Annotated in this window: 16 protein-coding genes; 3 read left to right on the forward strand and 13 right to left on the reverse strand. The window is 40.7% G+C overall.

The window, feature by feature from the left end; all coding sequences use genetic code 11:
- Positions 1–5: 5 nt before the first annotated feature.
- From dltB to K1I56_RS05745, 6 genes are all read right to left on the reverse strand, one after another.
- Positions 6–1,259, reverse strand: coding sequence for a D-alanyl-lipoteichoic acid biosynthesis protein DltB (gene dltB, locus K1I56_RS05720; protein ID WP_070664966.1), 1,254 nt, complete (start codon positions 1,257–1,259; stop codon positions 6–8).
- A complete protein-coding gene (gene dltA / locus K1I56_RS05725; RefSeq protein ID WP_223325501.1) occupies positions 1,256–2,806 on the reverse strand; it encodes a D-alanine--poly(phosphoribitol) ligase subunit DltA in 1,551 nt (516 codons plus the stop codon). Before dltA ends, dltB begins: the two co-directional genes overlap by 4 nt.
- Positions 2,807–2,824: 18 nt before the next feature.
- Complete coding sequence (locus K1I56_RS05730) at positions 2,825–2,953, reverse strand: teichoic acid D-Ala incorporation-associated protein DltX (protein ID WP_003002102.1); 129 nt, start codon at positions 2,951–2,953, stop codon at positions 2,825–2,827.
- 169 nt (positions 2,954–3,122) lie between these two features.
- Positions 3,123–4,382 carry a S41 family peptidase gene (locus K1I56_RS05735; RefSeq protein WP_223325502.1) on the reverse strand — a complete coding sequence of 420 codons (1,260 nt, stop codon included), beginning with the start codon at positions 4,380–4,382 and terminating at the stop codon, positions 3,123–3,125.
- A 92-nt stretch (positions 4,383–4,474) separates the two neighbouring features.
- On the reverse strand, positions 4,475–5,158 hold the full coding sequence (locus tag K1I56_RS05740; protein WP_223325503.1) for a DUF4956 domain-containing protein: 684 nt from the start codon (positions 5,156–5,158) through the stop codon (positions 4,475–4,477).
- On the reverse strand, positions 5,151–5,930 hold the full coding sequence (locus K1I56_RS05745) for a polyphosphate polymerase domain-containing protein (protein ID WP_049475077.1): 780 nt from the start codon (positions 5,928–5,930) through the stop codon (positions 5,151–5,153). Before K1I56_RS05745 ends, K1I56_RS05740 begins: the two co-directional genes overlap by 8 nt.
- Positions 5,931–6,144: 214 nt before the next feature.
- Between K1I56_RS05745 and K1I56_RS05750 the strand changes: the two genes are divergently transcribed.
- Positions 6,145–7,392, forward strand: coding sequence for a carbohydrate-binding domain-containing protein (locus K1I56_RS05750; RefSeq protein WP_223325504.1), 1,248 nt, complete (start codon positions 6,145–6,147; stop codon positions 7,390–7,392).
- Between the two features lie 89 nt (positions 7,393–7,481).
- Positions 7,482–8,165 carry a DUF4947 domain-containing protein gene (locus K1I56_RS05755; protein WP_049495738.1) on the forward strand — a complete coding sequence of 228 codons (684 nt, stop codon included), beginning with the start codon at positions 7,482–7,484 and terminating at the stop codon, positions 8,163–8,165.
- A gap of 86 nt (positions 8,166–8,251) precedes the next feature.
- Here K1I56_RS05755 and K1I56_RS05760 read toward each other — a convergent pair whose 3' ends face one another.
- A complete protein-coding gene (locus K1I56_RS05760) occupies positions 8,252–11,047 on the reverse strand; it encodes a YhgE/Pip domain-containing protein (protein ID WP_223325505.1) in 2,796 nt (931 codons plus the stop codon).
- A 133-nt stretch (positions 11,048–11,180) separates the two neighbouring features.
- On the opposite strand from K1I56_RS05760, the gene K1I56_RS05765 reads away from it, so the two are divergent.
- Positions 11,181–11,714, forward strand: a complete 534-nt coding sequence (locus K1I56_RS05765; RefSeq protein ID WP_003001962.1) for a TetR/AcrR family transcriptional regulator — start codon at positions 11,181–11,183, stop codon at positions 11,712–11,714.
- 201 nt (positions 11,715–11,915) lie between these two features.
- Here the strand turns inward: K1I56_RS05765 and rpsD are convergent, their stop codons facing one another.
- The 6 genes from rpsD to dnaB all read right to left on the reverse strand — a co-directional run bounded on the left by rpsD (position 11,916) and on the right by dnaB (position 17,110).
- A complete protein-coding gene (gene rpsD, locus K1I56_RS05770; protein ID WP_003002210.1) occupies positions 11,916–12,527 on the reverse strand; it encodes a 30S ribosomal protein S4 in 612 nt (203 codons plus the stop codon).
- A gap of 205 nt (positions 12,528–12,732) precedes the next feature.
- Positions 12,733–13,464: an ABC transporter ATP-binding protein gene (locus tag K1I56_RS05775; protein ID WP_223325506.1), complete on the reverse strand. Its 732-nt coding sequence runs from the start codon at positions 13,462–13,464 to the stop codon at positions 12,733–12,735.
- Entirely contained in the window at positions 13,457–14,452 is a 996-nt protein-coding gene (locus K1I56_RS05780) for an ABC transporter substrate-binding protein (RefSeq protein WP_223325507.1), read from the reverse strand. Before K1I56_RS05780 ends, K1I56_RS05775 begins: the two co-directional genes overlap by 8 nt.
- Before the next feature lie 56 nt (positions 14,453–14,508).
- Positions 14,509–15,267, reverse strand: a complete 759-nt coding sequence (locus K1I56_RS05785; RefSeq protein WP_223325508.1) for an ABC transporter permease — start codon at positions 15,265–15,267, stop codon at positions 14,509–14,511.
- Between the two features lie 210 nt (positions 15,268–15,477).
- Positions 15,478–15,750: a Veg family protein gene (locus tag K1I56_RS05790; protein ID WP_003009183.1), complete on the reverse strand. Its 273-nt coding sequence runs from the start codon at positions 15,748–15,750 to the stop codon at positions 15,478–15,480.
- Between the two features lies 1 nt (position 15,751).
- Entirely contained in the window at positions 15,752–17,110 is a 1,359-nt protein-coding gene (gene dnaB / locus K1I56_RS05795) for a replicative DNA helicase (protein WP_223325509.1), read from the reverse strand.
- Between the last annotated feature and the right edge of the window lie 11 nt (positions 17,111–17,121).

Consider the following 17,121-nt stretch of genomic DNA (forward strand, 5'->3'; position numbering starts at 1 on the left):
TCCTTTTATTTCACTTTTGGGAACCATTGCTGATCCAAGAATCCTGAGAAGATCAGAAAGGACAGCATCACTGTATTAAAGGTGATAAAGATCCCCAAAGCCTTGGTCCAACGATTGTCCGGTATCGGATCCAATCCTTTTGCTTTTCTTTCTTTATTAATAGATTTTTTCTTTCGAATCCAGGCATCATTGATAACCATTCCAAGCCCATGGAAGAGCCCATAAGCGATATAGTACCAGGTCACTCCATGCCAGAAGCCCATGACCAACATATTAATAATGTAGGCAACATTTGAGGTCGTGATCCGGCTCTTGAACACTTTATTGCGCATCAATACCATCACGAGACGCATAAAGACAAAATCACGGAACCAGAAAGATAAACTCATATGCCAGCGGTTCCAGAATTCCTTTAAATCACGTGATTTAAAAGGACGGTCAAAGTTGATGGGACTTTTAATCCCCATCAAATTGGAGGCCGCTAAAGCAAACATCGAATACCCTGCGAAGTCAAAGAAGAGGTCAAAGCCATAAACATACATGACTCCCAGTGTTCCGATGTTGAAGAATCCACCTTGAGACAAGGCATAGGTCTGCACATGACCTAACAATAAGTGGCCAAAAATATGAGCTAGGATAAATTTATAAAGGAAGCCATACATAATGTACTTAACAGCTTGCTCCAACATATCCAATAATTCTTCGCGCTCAGGAATGGCTTTATAATCCTCATTAAAACGCTTGAAACGATCAATCGGCCCACTTGAGAAGGTCGGCATAAAGAGCATAAAACGTAAGAATTCCCAGAGCGTGAATTCTTTCAAGACACCATCTCGCATTTCGATGATCATTCCGACAGCCCGGAAGGTCAAATAAGAAATCCCTAAAAATCCAAACAAGGATTGGTGTCCATTCTTGATCGCTGGCTCTACCTTAACAAAGATCAAGGGCAAGACAGACAAGAAGGAATGAAGATAGAAAATCCACTTATTGTCCGCTTTCTGACGATAAAATTTGTAGGAATACACAATCAAGATTTGCCAGACTACGTAAAAGAGTAAGGCATAAATTTGCTTGAGATTCGAACCTGTCAGCATCAAAATGATAAAGATCAGACTCACAAGTCCTTCATATACCGGAAACCGCTTTTTGAAAAAGAGACCCACAAAGATCGGCAAAAAAGCTAGAATGAGGTAGATAAAATAGATCGGTGTTCCATAGTGTTCTAAATGAGGGAGCTGTTTCAAAAACTCGATCATCGGTTGTTAACCTCGCTAATCAACCCTTTGATGTCGATTTTCCCGTTTGGTGTTAATGGCAGGCTGTCACGATAGAGGAATTTTGAAGGCATCATATAAGACATCATAATGTTTTCTAAATCTTCCTTAATGGCTTTCGTGATATCAATCTCGCGCTCAAATTGTTCTTTGACACCCTCTTTTAAGATGACATAGGCCAAGAGATTTTGAACCTTGTGATCTTTATTATAACGCGGAACTGCGACTGCTGAGTCAATATACTTCGATTTGTTCAAGTTTTGAGAGACATCCTCTAGCTCGATACGGTAACCGTTAAACTTGATTTGGAAGTCCATCCGTCCACCATAGAGAAGGAGGCCTTCATCCGTCATAGTTCCAACATCTCCTGTATGGTAGGCTGGAAGACCTTCAAATTCGAAGAAGGCTTCTGCTGTTTTCTCTGGATTATTCATATAACCTTTTGAAACGGCTGGGCCAGATACGATGATCTCCCCTTGCTCACCATTTGGCAATTTGTTTCCTGCCTCATCAATGATGAAGGTTGGAGAATCTTCTTTGGTATAACCGATTGGTAGACGTTTCAAGGTAGCTAGCATCTCATCTGTGATAGCAACCGCCGACAAAGCAACCGTTGCTTCCGTTGGGCCATAAGCATTGATGATACGCGCATTTGGAAAACGCTCGCGCAATTTCTGAGCGGTTTTCACGGTCAACTCTTCCCCATCAAAGTAGAAATGGGTGATCCCTGGCATCTTTTCAGCATTGAAATCTTCAGATAACATGGCCATATCTGCAAAAGATGGTGTCGAAGTCCAGATAGCAATCGGAAGAGAAAAGATCGTCGCAAAGAGTTGTTTGAAGTCTTGAGTAATGGCTGATGGAAGGGCAAAAAGCGTTCCTCCAAGAGCTAAGGTCGGTGCCCAGTACATGACAGACAAGTCAAAAGAATACGGTGGTTGCGCCAACATTTGCGGACGCTCTGGCGTTGCAAATTCCTTGTCTGTAATCATCCAGTTGGTAAAGCTGAGCAAGTTATCGTGCGAAATTTGCACCCCTTTTGGTTTCCCAGTTGTCCCTGAGGTAAAGATGATGTAGTAGTTATCATCCCCTTTGACTGGATGTTGCAAGTCATAGGCATGCTGAGCCACATAAGCTTCACGCACTTGCTCCAAGGACATGATTGGAGCAGCTGGGTTTTCCAATGGAAATTCATTGATGGCAATAATCAAGCTTGGCTCTGCTACTTCAACAATGGCAGACACGCGCTCCAAGGCAGAGTGGCTATCAATTGGGATATAGGCATGGCCAGATTTTGTCAAGGCCACAAAGGTTGCTAACATTTCATATTCTTGACCACCAAAGACCACTACAGGTGACTTTTCAGGAAGTCCCATTTGGTCGATGTGGGCAGCCAAGCTATCTGAATCAGCCTTTAATTGGCCATAGGTATGCTCCTCACCAAGGACATTGTAAACCGGATAGTCTGGTTGTAGTTGCGCATAACGTTCAATTGTCTCGATCATATCAGTAATTGGTTGGTTTGACACGGCTAGGAGTCTCCTTTTCTAAAATTCGTTGTAGATAAAGCCACCCTGACCTTGACCAAGGTAACTAAAGAAATAAAGTAGGGCTAGAAAAATGGCGAAATACAAGACCGTCTGCCCGATAAATTTATAAAGTGTTTTATGTTTCATAAGTTTCACTCTTCATTTTGATTGTTACTCACTATTTTACCATTTTTTATACCAAGTAAGCAATTTTAAACATAGTGAGAATGTGGTAGAAAACGTTATCATTTCAGATCATTCAAGCCGTCTAACAAAAGTATTTTTCTTTAATCAGTTTTCTGGTTGAAATCCTATTCTATTTCACAGTCCCCTGATGAATCAACTCCAGACACTTGTCCAGATCCACGTCTCTTTCAAAATGGGTAGGTGTCCAAGGAATCTCTATATCTGGTAGAACACCCTGATCCGTCATTCCTTTACCTTGATCCACGCTTAAACAGCGAGAAGTGGGAAACATTAAACAAAAATTATCATAATCAACCGTACAACAATTAGAGTAGTCTAGAATTCCGAGAGTTGGTCGACCCACCACCGTTACCTTCTTAAACTGCTTCATCATATGGACGAAATTATCTCCAGAAGAAGCACAATAAATATCTGATAAGATAAAGATCTGTTCAGGATAGTGGGCACCTCTAACCTCTGGGAAGAATTCCTCGCTTTCTTGCTGATACGGTACATAGCCTTTCCCCCGATGGTGGATCAAATCCTCTTTCATATCTTCAAGCAGCTTAACTGTTTCAGGACTAATTTCTTCCTGTTGCATCCAGTTCTCAAAGTCTTTCAAGCGCAGGTCAACATTTCGCTCCGTGTAGAGAATTTCCATGCCATCATCATCCCAATCAATGCCTTCATAGCCCTGATCCTTCTCTAAACCTAGATGCAATAGAGGGATATATAAAGAATCTGTCCCTCCACTGTTGCGTCGGACATCAATGAGAAGAAACTTGATTTCCGTCATCATCGGTAAACACTCTTGATATACCCGACTAATAGCTCTCTCATCCATAAAGTTATCCAGACGAAGATAAAGAATCTCATCGTCTAATCGTTTCCAAAAAATATGATCCTGGATCGGTTCTCGACTGGGTACTACTTCAATGGACTTTTCTATCCCTTCTCGAAGCAGGGTGACACTCGTTGACTGAGAGACCAAATCTGCCCATTCTCTATAATGTCTTTCGGGGTTCTTGCTAATAAAATAGTCTTTATGAAGAGAAGCTATCTGATCCAAGTCACTCCCATCCAGACCTAGGATCTGATCTCCTACTTGAAGACCAGTATCTTCATTAGCTTCCTCAACATACAATTTCTGTCCATTTATTCTCAAAAGAAACCCTTTTTGACTGGCTTTTTTATCTCGAAAGGAAATATGCCCGATCACCCCAAAACTAGCTAGGTAAGCCTTAACTTGATAGAGAAAAGCATCATCTGTCATATCATCTGTAATGTTTTCTCGAAAAGGCTCTGGATCGCATCCTTTTCGATCCTTGATGGTAGATGAATCATGGGTCATAATAGAGACGACATCTTCAAAAATAGCAGTCTTTTTCATAAAAGATTCCTTCCATTTTTTAGAAACAGTATACCACTTTTTCTTAAAAAGTTCTTAAAACCCTAAAAAACTATCCTAAAGTAGGATAGCCGTTATAGATTCTTTCTTTTCTTCGCTTTCTTTGTCAGAGCGACATCACAATTTTCAATCTTGCTAATCAATAGATTGGCAAGGGCAAAATCATCGATGTTCGATTTCATATTTACCTCATAGTTCAAGGTCAGTTGTTCTCCAGCTTGGGCCGTTGTGAAAGAAATAAAGTCAATTTCTGAACAACTTTTATCTAACAACTGGCTGATTTGTTCTGCAACAGAATCTTGTTCTGAGACGGTAATAGTCAAATGGCGGCGCCGTTGATGGTCTGCCTTACTCTGTTTGTTCTCTAATACTAGCCACACCCCTAGTAAAGAGAGAGTTGATAAAATGGCCAATAAAAGATAGCCCGAACCTGCCGCTAGTCCTATAATCATGGCTAAGAAAATGGCAATCAGCTCTCTCGAACCACTCGTAGCCGAACGAAAACGAATCAAACTAAAGGTCCCTGCCACTGCAATCGAGGTTCCCAAACTTCCATTGACTAAAAAGATCACTAAGGTCATCATACAAGGAAGCAAGGTCAAACTAATGACAAACTCTCGAGTGTAAAGTGTTCGGTATTTATAGGTCCAAGATAGAGCCATCCCTAGAAAGAGGCTGACCAAAAGGGCCAGTAGTAAGCGCAAGGGATCCACCGTTGCTGTGGCATTATTAAAAATAGAATCAAATAGATTAGACATAGGCAGCACCTACCGTTTCTTGAACTGGTCTTGGGGCATAATCCAAGCCTTGTGATTTATGATAAGCACAGCTATATTTTGAAAATTTCTGTTTGACCAAACCATACTTCTCTAAAATATCCTTTAGCCATTTAGGTTCTTGGCCAGGAGCCTTTATTTCCATGATCACGAAGTCATCCTCTAGTAGAGGTTCTCCTTTCTTCCCATCAAAAAGGCTAACAGCCTGATCTCGAAAGACTAGGTTTTGATCGATTGTCACGCGAATCTTTTGATAAGGATAACCCTGAATGGATTTCTTTTCTTTGAGAGACAGACGATCATAGTAAATGAACATCCGTGGTTCCAATCGATGACCATAACGTTTGCGCAATCTCTGAATCTCTTGTACTAAGTCTGGATCTTGTATCTGATGATCTACTTTCCCATCTGTCATCAAGTTGATAATGGCTTGCGAAGTGGCGACTAGGCGGAATTTATGGCCAATTCCTTCTTCATCTTTTGACTTCACCTCTAGAAACACTGGGCTGTCTGCTTGAGGTTTTTCTATATAAGTCCGCATCCGAATTTTTTCACGGCGGTGTTGTTTTGCAAGAGCATCTTGAATGACATCAAAATTTTCCGTGTCAAAATAAATGTTTGAAATGGTTGAGGTTGGGTAATCATCTTCTACGACGTATTCTTTTAAGTCTTTGATCAAGTCCTTCACGTCATCTTTTGCGACGATATATTTTGTTTCGATTCGTTTGAAACTTGTCTCAATTGTTTTTTTCATGTTTCTTCTCCTTTAAGAGGGATCTATTGTTTCTAACCTTCAGTAAGTATGAATACGACTTACGTGCTTTCTAGTTTAATGGGACTTTCTTAACTGGTCATTAAGCCAAACTTAAAGAAAACTAAAGTTAAGGTTCCTTTCAGAAAAACTTTAGGAAACTTTCAGCTAGCAACTTTAGACTAGGAGCATATCAATTGAACGAGAGGAAAAGCTCATGAAATCAAACAAATGGAAATTTTTATTAACGGGGGCCGCAACCCTCACCTTACTGACAGCTTGCACCCAGGCGTCATCACAATCAGCTACAAAAAGCAATACTGCACAAACTACCGCTACTTCTACTTCAAAAAATAAAACAAACAATTCCAACTATTTTACAGATAAGGACAAGGACAGCTCTTATGATGAAAGCAAAGCCTCTACTGTAAAACTGTCTGGATCTTCTGCAAGTGTATCAGGTGACGGCGTTGCTGTATCTGGATCAACTGTGACCATCTCAAAGGCTGGAACCTATGTCATCTCTGGTGAATCCGATGGAGTTCAAATCAAGGTCGAAGCAGGTGACTCAGATGATGTTCACATCGTCTTGAAAGGCGTTACCATGACCAACACCAACGCGCCAATTTCTGCTACGAAAGCAGGTCATGTCTACCTGACTCTAGCAGATGGCACGACCAATACCTTGTCTGATTCAAGTTCAAACAATGATGAAGATGCCGATGCGGTGATCTTCTCTAAAGGCGACCTCACCATCAATGGTTCAGGTACGCTCAACATTGACGCTAAGAAGAACAACGGTATCAAAGCCAATGACACTCTCCATATCACAGGTGGAACCTATAAGATAACGGCTGTAGGAGATGCCTTCAACGTCAATGACGAACTCAATATCACTGGTACGACCATGACCATCGATGCAGATGAAGATGCCGTCAAGGTGGATAATGATGAAGATACTTCGGTCGGAACCATGTACCTTTCAGATAACAAAATGACCATCACTGCAGGAGACGACGGAATCCATGCTTCTGGTGATCTGATCATCGATAGCGGAACCTATGAGGTAACAGAGTCTGTCGAAGGTCTCGAAGGAAAATCGATCACCATCAACGGTGGAGATATCACCATCTATGCAACCGATGACGGTGTCAATGCAGCCAATGCTAATGCCAACCAAGATGAAATTTTCTTCACTATGAATGGTGGAACCCTCAACGTTGAAGTTGGCCAAGGCGATACCGATCCAATTGATTCGAATGGAAATATCACCGTTACCGGAGGAACCATTAAATTAACGGGTCAATCTGGATTCGACTTTGATGGTACTGCTACCTACACTGGCGGAGACATCTATATCAACGGTGAAAAACAAACGGAAATTGTCAACTCCATGCCTGGAGGCGGTGGGGCTCCAGGTGGTGGCGGACCTCAAGGCGGTGGACCTGGAGGGGGGCATCCATAATAACAAATAAAGGCAGGATTTCTTCCTGACCTTTTTTTGTTACCCTTTTTATGATAGAATAGAAAATCAATCAGCTTATCGAAAGGAACATGATGAAAAAACAGACACTCCCTCTTTTGTTCACACTCTTGCTGTCTCTTCTTTTTCTATCAGCCTGTGTGCCGGACCTTAAGATCAACTTTAAAAAAGTACCCACTGCTACCAGCTCAAAAAAGAAAACCTTTAAAAAAAGTAGCTCGAGTCGTTCTAGCCTCCCGAGTCGCTCAACCAGTTCAAATAGCTCAAGCAACTCCTCTAGCTCTCCCTCAACTACTACGGAAACCTCTTCTGACATCGTCACGACCGAAGGACTCCCTAAAAATGCTCAAGAAGCTCCAAAAGATAAGATTTATGCGACAGGGAACCTAAAAGTAGCCTACTCTAGAAATGACGATAAAATTTTTGCACAGACGCCGGATTATGAAGGATATACCACCGCTCTTGTCCAAACAATTCTTGGAAGTCCTGAAAAACAAATAACAGACCCTGCTTATATTGCCGAATCTTTTGAAAATACCGAATTAGAAAATATTAAAGGGCTCTACCACGAGGGAAAAATCACAGGGGAACAAGCTCACGCCTTTTTGATGGGAGCTGTTGATCTCAAACAAGCTTCTAAATTCGGAGTAAACTACACCATTTACACCTATAAAAACAACACTATCCAACTGGTCTTTGAAAACGACCAACTTCTCTATATTACTCCAAATCCTGATGTCGTCTTCTTTAAATAATAAACATTCTCGCTTAGACAAGCGAGAATTTTTGTTTCACATGAAACAAAAAACTCCCAACACATTCTGTTGGGAGTTCCCGAAGATTAGTCCTCTTCATATTGTTTTGGATTATAGAACCACATTCCTAGCCCTGCAAAAAGAACAATAGTCATCAGAAGGAAGGCCACTTGATTTCCAATTTCTCCTGTCATCGAAATCGTTTGACGAAGACCAGAAACGGTATAGCTCATTGGCAAGAATGGATGAATGGCTTGGAAAAATCCATTTGTCAAAGCAAGAGGATAGGTTCCTGCACTAGAAGCCAATTGCAAGAGCAAGAGGATCAAGGAAAGGAAAGCACCGACTTTTCTTTGCCATGTCGTCAAAGCTGTTACGATAGACATGAAGGCTACACTACCAATCACACAAAGGAAGAGAGTAGCCATCTCATGATTAGCTGATAAACCAATCAAGTGAACGGCACCATAGACCAAGACTCCTGCAATCACCGCAATCGTTCCGTTGACCTCAAAGCGAGATTTAAACCATGCCCAGCGACTTTCAGGATGACGACCGGATGGTAATTTTGCAAAGATCATGTTGGTTGACAAGGCACAAACAAAGAGAGCTACCGAGATCATATAAGGAGCCATTCCAACACCATTCACAGGGGTATTGTCATGGTCTGTTTTAGACAAAGTGACAGGATCTGCTAAGGTTTTAGCGTTTTCTTTTTCAGTTGTAGCCACATTCAATTGTCCCTTAGCATCGTTTAATCCTTGACTCAAGGTTTGGCTTCCTGTTGCTAATTCACCTAAACCATTTGTCAATGTTTGGCCACCCGCTGCTAATTTGCTGGACCCATCTGAGATTTGATTTGCTCCGTCAGCTAGTTTATCAGCCCCCGTCACCAATTGACCTGATTTCTCTGTCAACTGGTTAACACCTGTGACAAGTTTGTTGACACCACCTGCCAACTCTGGAGTTTTGCTGTTCAATTGCCCTACTCCATCTGCTAATTTTCCAGCACCAGCAATCAATTCACCAGATTTACTTGTCAATTGTGTTGCTCCTGAAGCCAGTTGATTCATACCTGATGTCAAAGCAGGCATCTTACCATTTAACTCACCTAGTCCAGAAGTTAATTGATTACTTCCTGCAAGCAATTCCGATGATTTACTATCTAGTTGGCCAACACCTGCTGCTAACTGACTAGCACCATCCGTTAAAGTGCTACTATTGGTCTGAAGTTGGCTTGCCCCACTAGCGATTTTATCAACACCAGCTGTATAAGCGCCGATTCCTTGACTGATGGTTTGACTAGCTGGTAACAATTGTCCACTAACTGCGGATTGGATTTTAGACAAGCCACTTGACAAGTCTGTCAAGGTTGAAGAAGCTGTCGGTAAAACTTGATTGGCTGCAGTTTGCAACTGTGTCAAGCTATTTCCTGTATTCAAACTACTTTGGATCGTTTGGATCGTTGTCAAGATCCCTTGAGCCGCCGTTTCACTCGAGCTTGGGCTAGATGAGATCGCCGCACTGATTTCCGCTTGTTGATCAGCTGTCATTGCTTGATAAGCTGCTGTCCCTTGCACACTTGCAAGGGCATTTGCACGATCCGCTTGGGCTGAAGCAAGGATTGATTGAGCTGAATTCGCAATACTCGTCAAGCCAGACGAAAGTTGACTGGTATCTACCGAAGCATTTTGAATCGCTGCATTTAATTGGTTTAAACCAGCTGCCAATTGATCAATATGAGCTGATTGGCTTGTAGAAGCTTGTAGCTGGCTTGATAATGTTTGAATACCTGATTCTAATTGAGAAACTCCATTTCGAAGAGTAGTGGATTGACTACTTAATTGACCCGCTCCCTCTGATAATGTAGCGACTCCATTTGTATAGGTCACTAAACCATTTGAAAAGTTAGATAGACCCGAATTCAATTGACGCACGCCATTGGTATAATTCCCAAGACCGTCATTGAGCGTCCCCATACCGCTGGTTAATCGACCAACTCCTGACGCCAACTGAGGGGTTTGACTCGCCATTTGATTGAGACCATTTCCTAATTGATCCACTCCGGTAGCGTAAGCCATCAATCCTGTATTAAAAGTGCCAAACCCATTATTTAATTGATTGACTCCAGATACCAAATTTGGAAGTTGACCAGCCATTTGATTGAGACCATTTCCCAATTGACCAACACCATCTGTATAGGCTGCTAGACCAGTTCGGAGAGTGGTTGCACCATCTGAAAATGCCAAGCTTGAACGAGCCAATGTATTCAAATTAGTGGTCAGTGTTTGCCCACCGTTTTCCAACTTTGTTGCACCATCTGCTAATTTAGCACTTCCATCTGCCGCTGTCCCCATACCAGATTTAAGCGATCCCATTTTGGAAAATAAAGCTGTGGTATAAGTATTGGTCACTTTTTCAGCCACTGTCTGCTGCATTTTTGTCATCGCAGAGTCGCTCATTTTTCCTGCGATAAAACTATGACCACTGGACGTTTGGTAATCAATAGTCATCTGTTCCGGATGATTGGTTAAGATGGAGCTAGCTTTTTTTGAAAGATCCTCAGGTAGCGTTACAATCATATAATAATCGCCATTTTTTAGACCATCTTTCGCAGCTTTCTCATCTACAAAATGAAAATCAAGTGAATCATTGTCCTTCAAATTGGACACCATGTCTTTTCCAATTTCCATCTTTTGTCCATTATATGTAGCAGATTGATCCTTATTGACAACCGCTACAGGAAGATCCGAAACCTGACCATATGGATCCCACATGGAAGATAGAAAAATAATATTATAAAGAGCTGGAATTAACGCAACTCCAATCATGACAATGATAAATGTCGGCTTTTTAAGAATAGCCTTCCATTCTTTCATCATATTTTTTGTCTCCTTTTTATACACAATGTCTAAATTTCTGATATAATAGATTATACAGTTTCTAGAAAATTTCACAAGTAGGAATTTTATTTTTTGGACACTGTGTATAATTTTGTGCAAAAAGGATTAACAGATGACTGAGAGCAATAAACGATTAAAAACAAAACGAAATATTGAGGAGGCGATGGTTCGACTACTCGAAAAGGAATCATTCGACCAAATCACAACGGTTGAGTTAGCACAAGAATCCGGTATTAGTCGCTCTAGCTTTTATACCCACTATCGAGACAAGTACGATATGATCGAGCGCTACCAACAAGCACTCTTTCACAAGCTTGAATATATCTTTGACAAACACCAAGACGACAAGCGTCAAGCGATTACAGAGGTGTTCGAATTTCTAACCAAGGAGCCCCTCTTTGCGGTTCTTCTGACAGAGAATGGAACCAAAGAGATCCAAACCTTCTTACGACATAAATTACAGATTCTTCTGGTTGATAGTTTGCAAGAACGCTATAGTCATAAATCATTAACAGATATTGAAAGAGTCTACAGTTCTGTCTATCTGACCAATGCCTTCTTCGGAGTCTGTCAAATGTGGGTTTCTCGCGGAAAAAAAGAAAGCCCTCAACAAATGGCTGAATTTTTAATGAAAATGTTACGGTAACAGTCTCTCCTGATCTATCTAGATCAGGAGTTTTTTATTAGAAGGTTTCAGTTTTAAGAAAACAAAAAATCCGCTTCATTTTATGAAACAGCCTTAGAGAATTTATAACTGAACAAAAAGGGGAGCAAACCCAGAAATCAACGGTTTAAGACAAAACAAAAAGCCCACTGTTGTAGGCTTTCTGCAAGTTTTTTCTTAAAATTAAAGCATTTTGTTGTAGAATTCAACGACAAGTGCTTCGTTGATTTCTGGGTTGATTTCATCGCGTTCTGGAAGGCGAGTCAATGAACCTTCAAGTTTGTCAGCATCGAATGATACGAATGCTGGACGTCCAACTGTAGCTTCAACAGCTTCAAGGATAGCTGGAACTTTAGCTGATTTTTCACGAACTGAGATCACTTGACCTGGAGTTACGCGGTATGAAGGGATATCAACGCGTTTTCCGTCAACAAGGATGTGACCGTGGTTAACGAATTGACGAGCTTGACGACGAGTAGTCGCAAGTCCAAGACGGTAAACAACGTTATCCAAACGACGTTCCAAAAGAAGCATAAAGTTGAAACCGACAGTTCCTTCTTTAACTTTAGTAGCTTGTACGAACAAGTTACGGAATTGTTTTTCACCAAGTCCGTAAGAGAAACGAAGTTTTTGTTTTTCAGCTAATTGCAAACCGTATTCTGACAATTTTGAACGGTTGTTTGGTCCGTGTTGACCTGGTACGTAGTTACGACGTGCCAATTCTTTACCTGTACCTGTAAGTGACAAGCCAAGACGGCGAGATTGTTTCCAAGATGGTCCTGTATAACGTGACATGTGAAATGTCCTCCTATAAAAATAATTTTTGTAGGAAATAACGTTTTAGACAAACCTGATTCGTTCAGAAAGCCTTCGCCCAAACAGCAAAGGTTACTTTTCTAGCTGGCTTCCTGTTGACGAGCTTCATTTTGTCCTGCTGTCATTTCGCACAAATTCTATTCTATCACGGAATAGAGACTTTGTAAAGCCCTTCAAAACAATTTCAATGAAATTCAGCCAATAATTCTACGATTCGTTTTTTATATTGCAATTGTTGCCAGTCTCTATCCGTTGCTGGATCCCATTTTAAAGGAAGATCTGCAACAATTTCTCCAGGATTATGATTCAAGATATAGACCCGGTCACTCAATGTCAAAGCTTCTTCGATACTATGAGTGATCAAAAGAGTGGTGAGACCAAGACGTTCCTTGCTTTCCAGATACCATTGATAAAGATCCTGCCTTGTCAATTCATCTAAAGCACTAAAAGCTTCATCTAATAAGAAGACAGAATGACCCAGAAGATAGGTTCTCAATAGCGCCACCCGTTGCCGCATCCCCCCACTCAGCGCATTGGGATAATGGTTGGCGATACTTCCCAACTTGAATTCCTCTAACAATTTTATAGCTGTAGATGTCGCCTCTTCCTTAGGAATTTTTTTTAATTGAAGGGGAAGAATAATATTTCCCAATACTGTCTTATGTTCTAACAACAGATCCTTTTGTAGCATATAGCTGACTTTCCCAAAAGAGATCGGGGCATCATCTACTTCTATAGACCCCTTTTGCAAGGGAAGGATCCCAGCAATTAAATTGAACAAGGTCGATTTCCCAACCCCACTTGGACCTAAAATAGATACGATTTCTCCTTTTTGCACTTCTAGTGATACATTATTTAAAACTGCTTTATCTCCAAATGAGAAACTTACATCTTTTACTGTTAAAATATCAGTCACCTACCAATTCATTTGTGAAACCTTTGTCTCTTAAGTCATTTGAGACCAAACCTTGCTCTTTTGCCCAAGCATAAAAAGCATTCCAACGTTTGGAGTCAAACTGCCCCCACTTGTCCTTATCTGAAGCATATTGACTGGAAAGATATTTTTGAGAAGCTAGAACAAAATCACGCTGGTTAGCTAAGGCAGGGGCCTGTTTGATCAAGATATCTGCTGCTTCTTCTGGATGCTCTATAGCATATTGGTAGCCTTTTTTCACCGCTTGAATGAATTTTTTTGCTTCCTCTTTATGAGACTTCAAATAGTCATTGTTAGCAATAATAACAGGCGAATAGTAGTCAAATGCAGGAACAAAATCTTTCATATAGAAGAAATTGGTCTTCATTCCCTTTTGCTCAGCCAAAATTCCATCCCAACCGTGATAAATCCAAGCAGCATCAAAGACCTTATTTTCAATCGGAGTAATGGAATTTGAATCACTATTTGGAACCAATTTTACTTGATTAAAATCAGCCCCTTCTTTTTTCATCATCGATTTGATCATTTCCAACTCAATTGGATCATTCCAGGTGCCATACCGCTTCCCAGCCAAATCCTTGGGACTTGTGATCGCTGCATCTTTTCTTGAAATAATCCCTGACGTATTGTGTTCGACGATAGCTGCAACAGCGGTAATACCCGCACCTTTATCCAATTTCTTGGCCATAGAATCTTGGAAATAAATACCAAATGGAGCTTTCCCATTGATAATCAAATCAGAACTACTGTCTTCAGGGGGAAGTTTTATATCTACATCCAGTCCTGCATCTTTAAAGTACCCTTTTTCCTTAGCTACATAGAGACCCGTATGATTGGTATTCGGGGTCCAATCTAGAATAAAATCAATCTTTTTCAAATCGCTTGACGATTGCTTGACAGAATTTTGACAAGCGCTCAAGAAAACAAATCCCAATATTATTGAGAAAAATAAACCCATTGACTTTTTCATTAGCTATACCTCTTTTACATTATTGTCAATTTAATTTTACACCATTTACAAGTTTGTCAATCCTTTTTCCATTTCAGAACGGTTCGTTCTAATTGGTCAACGAGAAACATACCGAGTAAACTAATAGCAGAAATCAATACAATGATCGCAAACATCGTATCATACTGAAATAACTTCTTCGATTGGATCATATAGACCCCCAATCCATCAAAACCTCCTAACCATTCTGAAACTACCGTACTGATAAAAGCATAGGAAACACTCACACGTAAACCTGCAAAAAAATAAGGAAGCGCTGCAGGAATTTTATAATGGACTAAGGTCTGAAAATGGTTGGCTTGCATAATCTGAAACAATCTCAAGATATCATGATCACAATGACGAAAACCATCTAAGAAACTAACTACAATGGGAAACACCACCGTAATAATGATCAAGACAAGCTTTGGAAGGATACCATAACCAAACCAAAGAACCAAGATGGGGGCTAAGGCAATCGTCGGAATCGTCTGTATGATAACCATAAAAGGATAGACTAGATCATTGACCCATTGAAAACTATCCATGACAATCGCTAAAACTGCAGCCAGAAGAACCCCTATAACTAGTCCGAGCAAGGCTACTTGAAGAGTAGACAAGCTGTGATGAAGCAGAAGCGCTCGATCCCGAACAAAGGCAGTCCCAATTTCAAGCGGTGTCGGCAATACAAATTTTGGCAAGATGTTTAAAACCCCTGCCAACTGCCATAAGACAAGAAGACTGCTAAAACCTGCAAATCCTATCAATTGTTTTGAATATCTTTTTACAAGAGACATCGTAACCTCCTTTCTCACAAATAAAAAACGCCTCCAAAATGGGAGACGGATTGCACAAGGTCACTCATAACGAAAAATACATTTCATTTGTTTCCTACGCTGGCATTACCCAGATCAGGTGCGGTCGAAGCTTACACTTCCTCTCAGACTGTACACAGACTCCCATATGTATTTATTATAATAACTGATTTAAACGATAAAAGCAAGAAATTAATCCAAATAACGAATTAAATTTTTCTCTGTTAAAATATCTGAATAGGTGTAAGACTCCACGTAGGTATTAGCTGGTTCACCTGGTAGGCTATTGTCATTCGTATACTCAATGATAAATAAAGAAGGATAGACCTCAATCAAGCGTCCGAATTTATTCTTTTGACGTTTCCGTCCATTTTCAAGCGTCATTTCGACCACTTGTCCTTCATGAGCTTTGATCTCTTCTTTAATTTTTTTCATTTTCGCAACATCTGTAAATGCATCACTCATTTTATTGATCCTCTCTCTTTGAAATGCTTGAGAATTTATTGTATTCCTTTTGGAAAATTAATTCTACTGTTCCACGCGCGCCTGAACGGTTTTTTTCGATAATCACTTCAACCGTATTATCGGGCATGCCATCTTCTTCCTCTTCACCAGCTCGATCATAATAATCATCTCGGTACAAGAAGGCAACAATATCCGCATCCTGCTCAATCGATCCAGATTCACGAATATCAGAAAGAACAGGACGTTTGTCTTGGCGCTGTTCCACACCACGTGATAGCTGACTCAAAGCAATAACGGGAACTTTTAGTTCCTTTGCCAAAATCTTTAACTGACGAGAAATTTCTGAAACTTCCTGTTGACGGTTTTCTCTTCCAGTCCCTGTAATCAGCTGCAGGTAGTCAATCAGAATAAGACCGAGATTGCCTGTTTCCTGCGCTAATTTTCTTGCTCTCGAACGAATCTCAGTGATCCGAATTCCTGGGGTATCATCGATGTAAATACTCGCATTGGCCAAATTTCCTTGAGCAATGGCATATTTCCGCCACTCTTCATCCGTCAATTGACCTGTACGAATCGAATGGGATTCAATCAAGCCTTCAGCTGCTAACATCCGGTCAACCAAACTTTCAGCACCCATTTCTAATGAGAAAATAGCCACTGTCTTATCCAACTTTGTCCCGATATTTTGAGCAATATTTAGAGCAAAGGCTGTTTTCCCTACTGCAGGACGAGCCGCTAAAATAATCAACTCTTCCTCATGTAGCCCTGTCGTCATATGGTCCAAATCGCGATAGCCTGTCGCAATACCCGTAATATCAGAGGTTTGAAGCGAGCGGGCTTCCAAGCTACCAAAATTTATATTCAAGATGTCTCGAATATTTTTAAATCCACTACGATTTGCGTTTTCACTAACATCAATCAGAGCTTTTTCAGCACCCGCAATGATTTCATCTGAAGGACTTGCACCATCATAAGCTTGATTAATACTTTCCGTTAATCGAGAGATCAATCGACGTAAGACAGCTTTTTCGGCAACAATTTTCGCGTAATACTCCGCGTTAGCTGAAGTTGGTACCGAATTAATGACTTCTACCAAATAGGAGAGACCACCAATATTTTGGAGATCCCCCTGACTATCTAAAATATTTCGAACAGTCGTCGCATCAATCGCATCCCCGCGGTCAGCTAGATCGATCATGGCTTTAAAAATCAAACGGTGCGAGTACTTAAAGAAATCGCCAGGCTCGATATATTCACGAACAAAGACCAATTTCCCCTCATCAATAAAGATGGCTCCCAACACTGATTGTTCAGCTTGGATATCTTGAGGTTGTGTTCGTAATTCCTCTATCTCAGCCATAAAAAAACCTT

Origin of the sequence: Streptococcus parasanguinis (assembly GCF_019929185.1) — a bacterium.
Taxonomy (GTDB): Bacteria; Bacillota; Bacilli; order Lactobacillales; family Streptococcaceae; genus Streptococcus; species Streptococcus parasanguinis_O.

Excerpts from the sequence above, each read along its gene's own strand:
- K1I56_RS05790 (WP_003009183.1), bottom strand. The coding sequence starts at position 15,750 with ATGAGTGATGCATTTACAGATGTTGCGAAAATGAAAAAAATTAAAGAA.
- dltB (WP_070664966.1), bottom strand. The coding sequence starts at position 1,259 with ATGATCGAGTTTTTGAAACAGCTCCCTCATTTAGAACACTATGGAACA.
- K1I56_RS05735 (WP_223325502.1), bottom strand. The coding sequence starts at position 4,382 with ATGAAAAAGACTGCTATTTTTGAAGATGTCGTCTCTATTATGACCCAT.
- K1I56_RS05780 (WP_223325507.1), bottom strand. The coding sequence starts at position 14,452 with ATGAAAAAGTCAATGGGTTTATTTTTCTCAATAATATTGGGATTTGTT.
- dnaB (WP_223325509.1), bottom strand. The coding sequence starts at position 17,110 with ATGGCTGAGATAGAGGAATTACGAACACAACCTCAAGATATCCAAGCT.
- K1I56_RS05765 (WP_003001962.1), top strand. The coding sequence starts at position 11,181 with ATGACTGAGAGCAATAAACGATTAAAAACAAAACGAAATATTGAGGAG.
- rpsD (WP_003002210.1), bottom strand. The coding sequence starts at position 12,527 with ATGTCACGTTATACAGGACCATCTTGGAAACAATCTCGCCGTCTTGGC.
- K1I56_RS05745 (WP_049475077.1), bottom strand. The coding sequence starts at position 5,930 with ATGAAAAAAACAATTGAGACAAGTTTCAAACGAATCGAAACAAAATAT.
- K1I56_RS05760 (WP_223325505.1), bottom strand. The coding sequence starts at position 11,047 with ATGATGAAAGAATGGAAGGCTATTCTTAAAAAGCCGACATTTATCATT.
- K1I56_RS05740 (WP_223325503.1), bottom strand. The coding sequence starts at position 5,158 with ATGTCTAATCTATTTGATTCTATTTTTAATAATGCCACAGCAACGGTG.
- K1I56_RS05755 (WP_049495738.1), top strand. The coding sequence starts at position 7,482 with ATGATGAAAAAACAGACACTCCCTCTTTTGTTCACACTCTTGCTGTCT.
- K1I56_RS05785 (WP_223325508.1), bottom strand. The coding sequence starts at position 15,267 with ATGTCTCTTGTAAAAAGATATTCAAAACAATTGATAGGATTTGCAGGT.
- K1I56_RS05750 (WP_223325504.1), top strand. The coding sequence starts at position 6,145 with ATGAAATCAAACAAATGGAAATTTTTATTAACGGGGGCCGCAACCCTC.
- K1I56_RS05730 (WP_003002102.1), bottom strand. The coding sequence starts at position 2,953 with ATGAAACATAAAACACTTTATAAATTTATCGGGCAGACGGTCTTGTAT.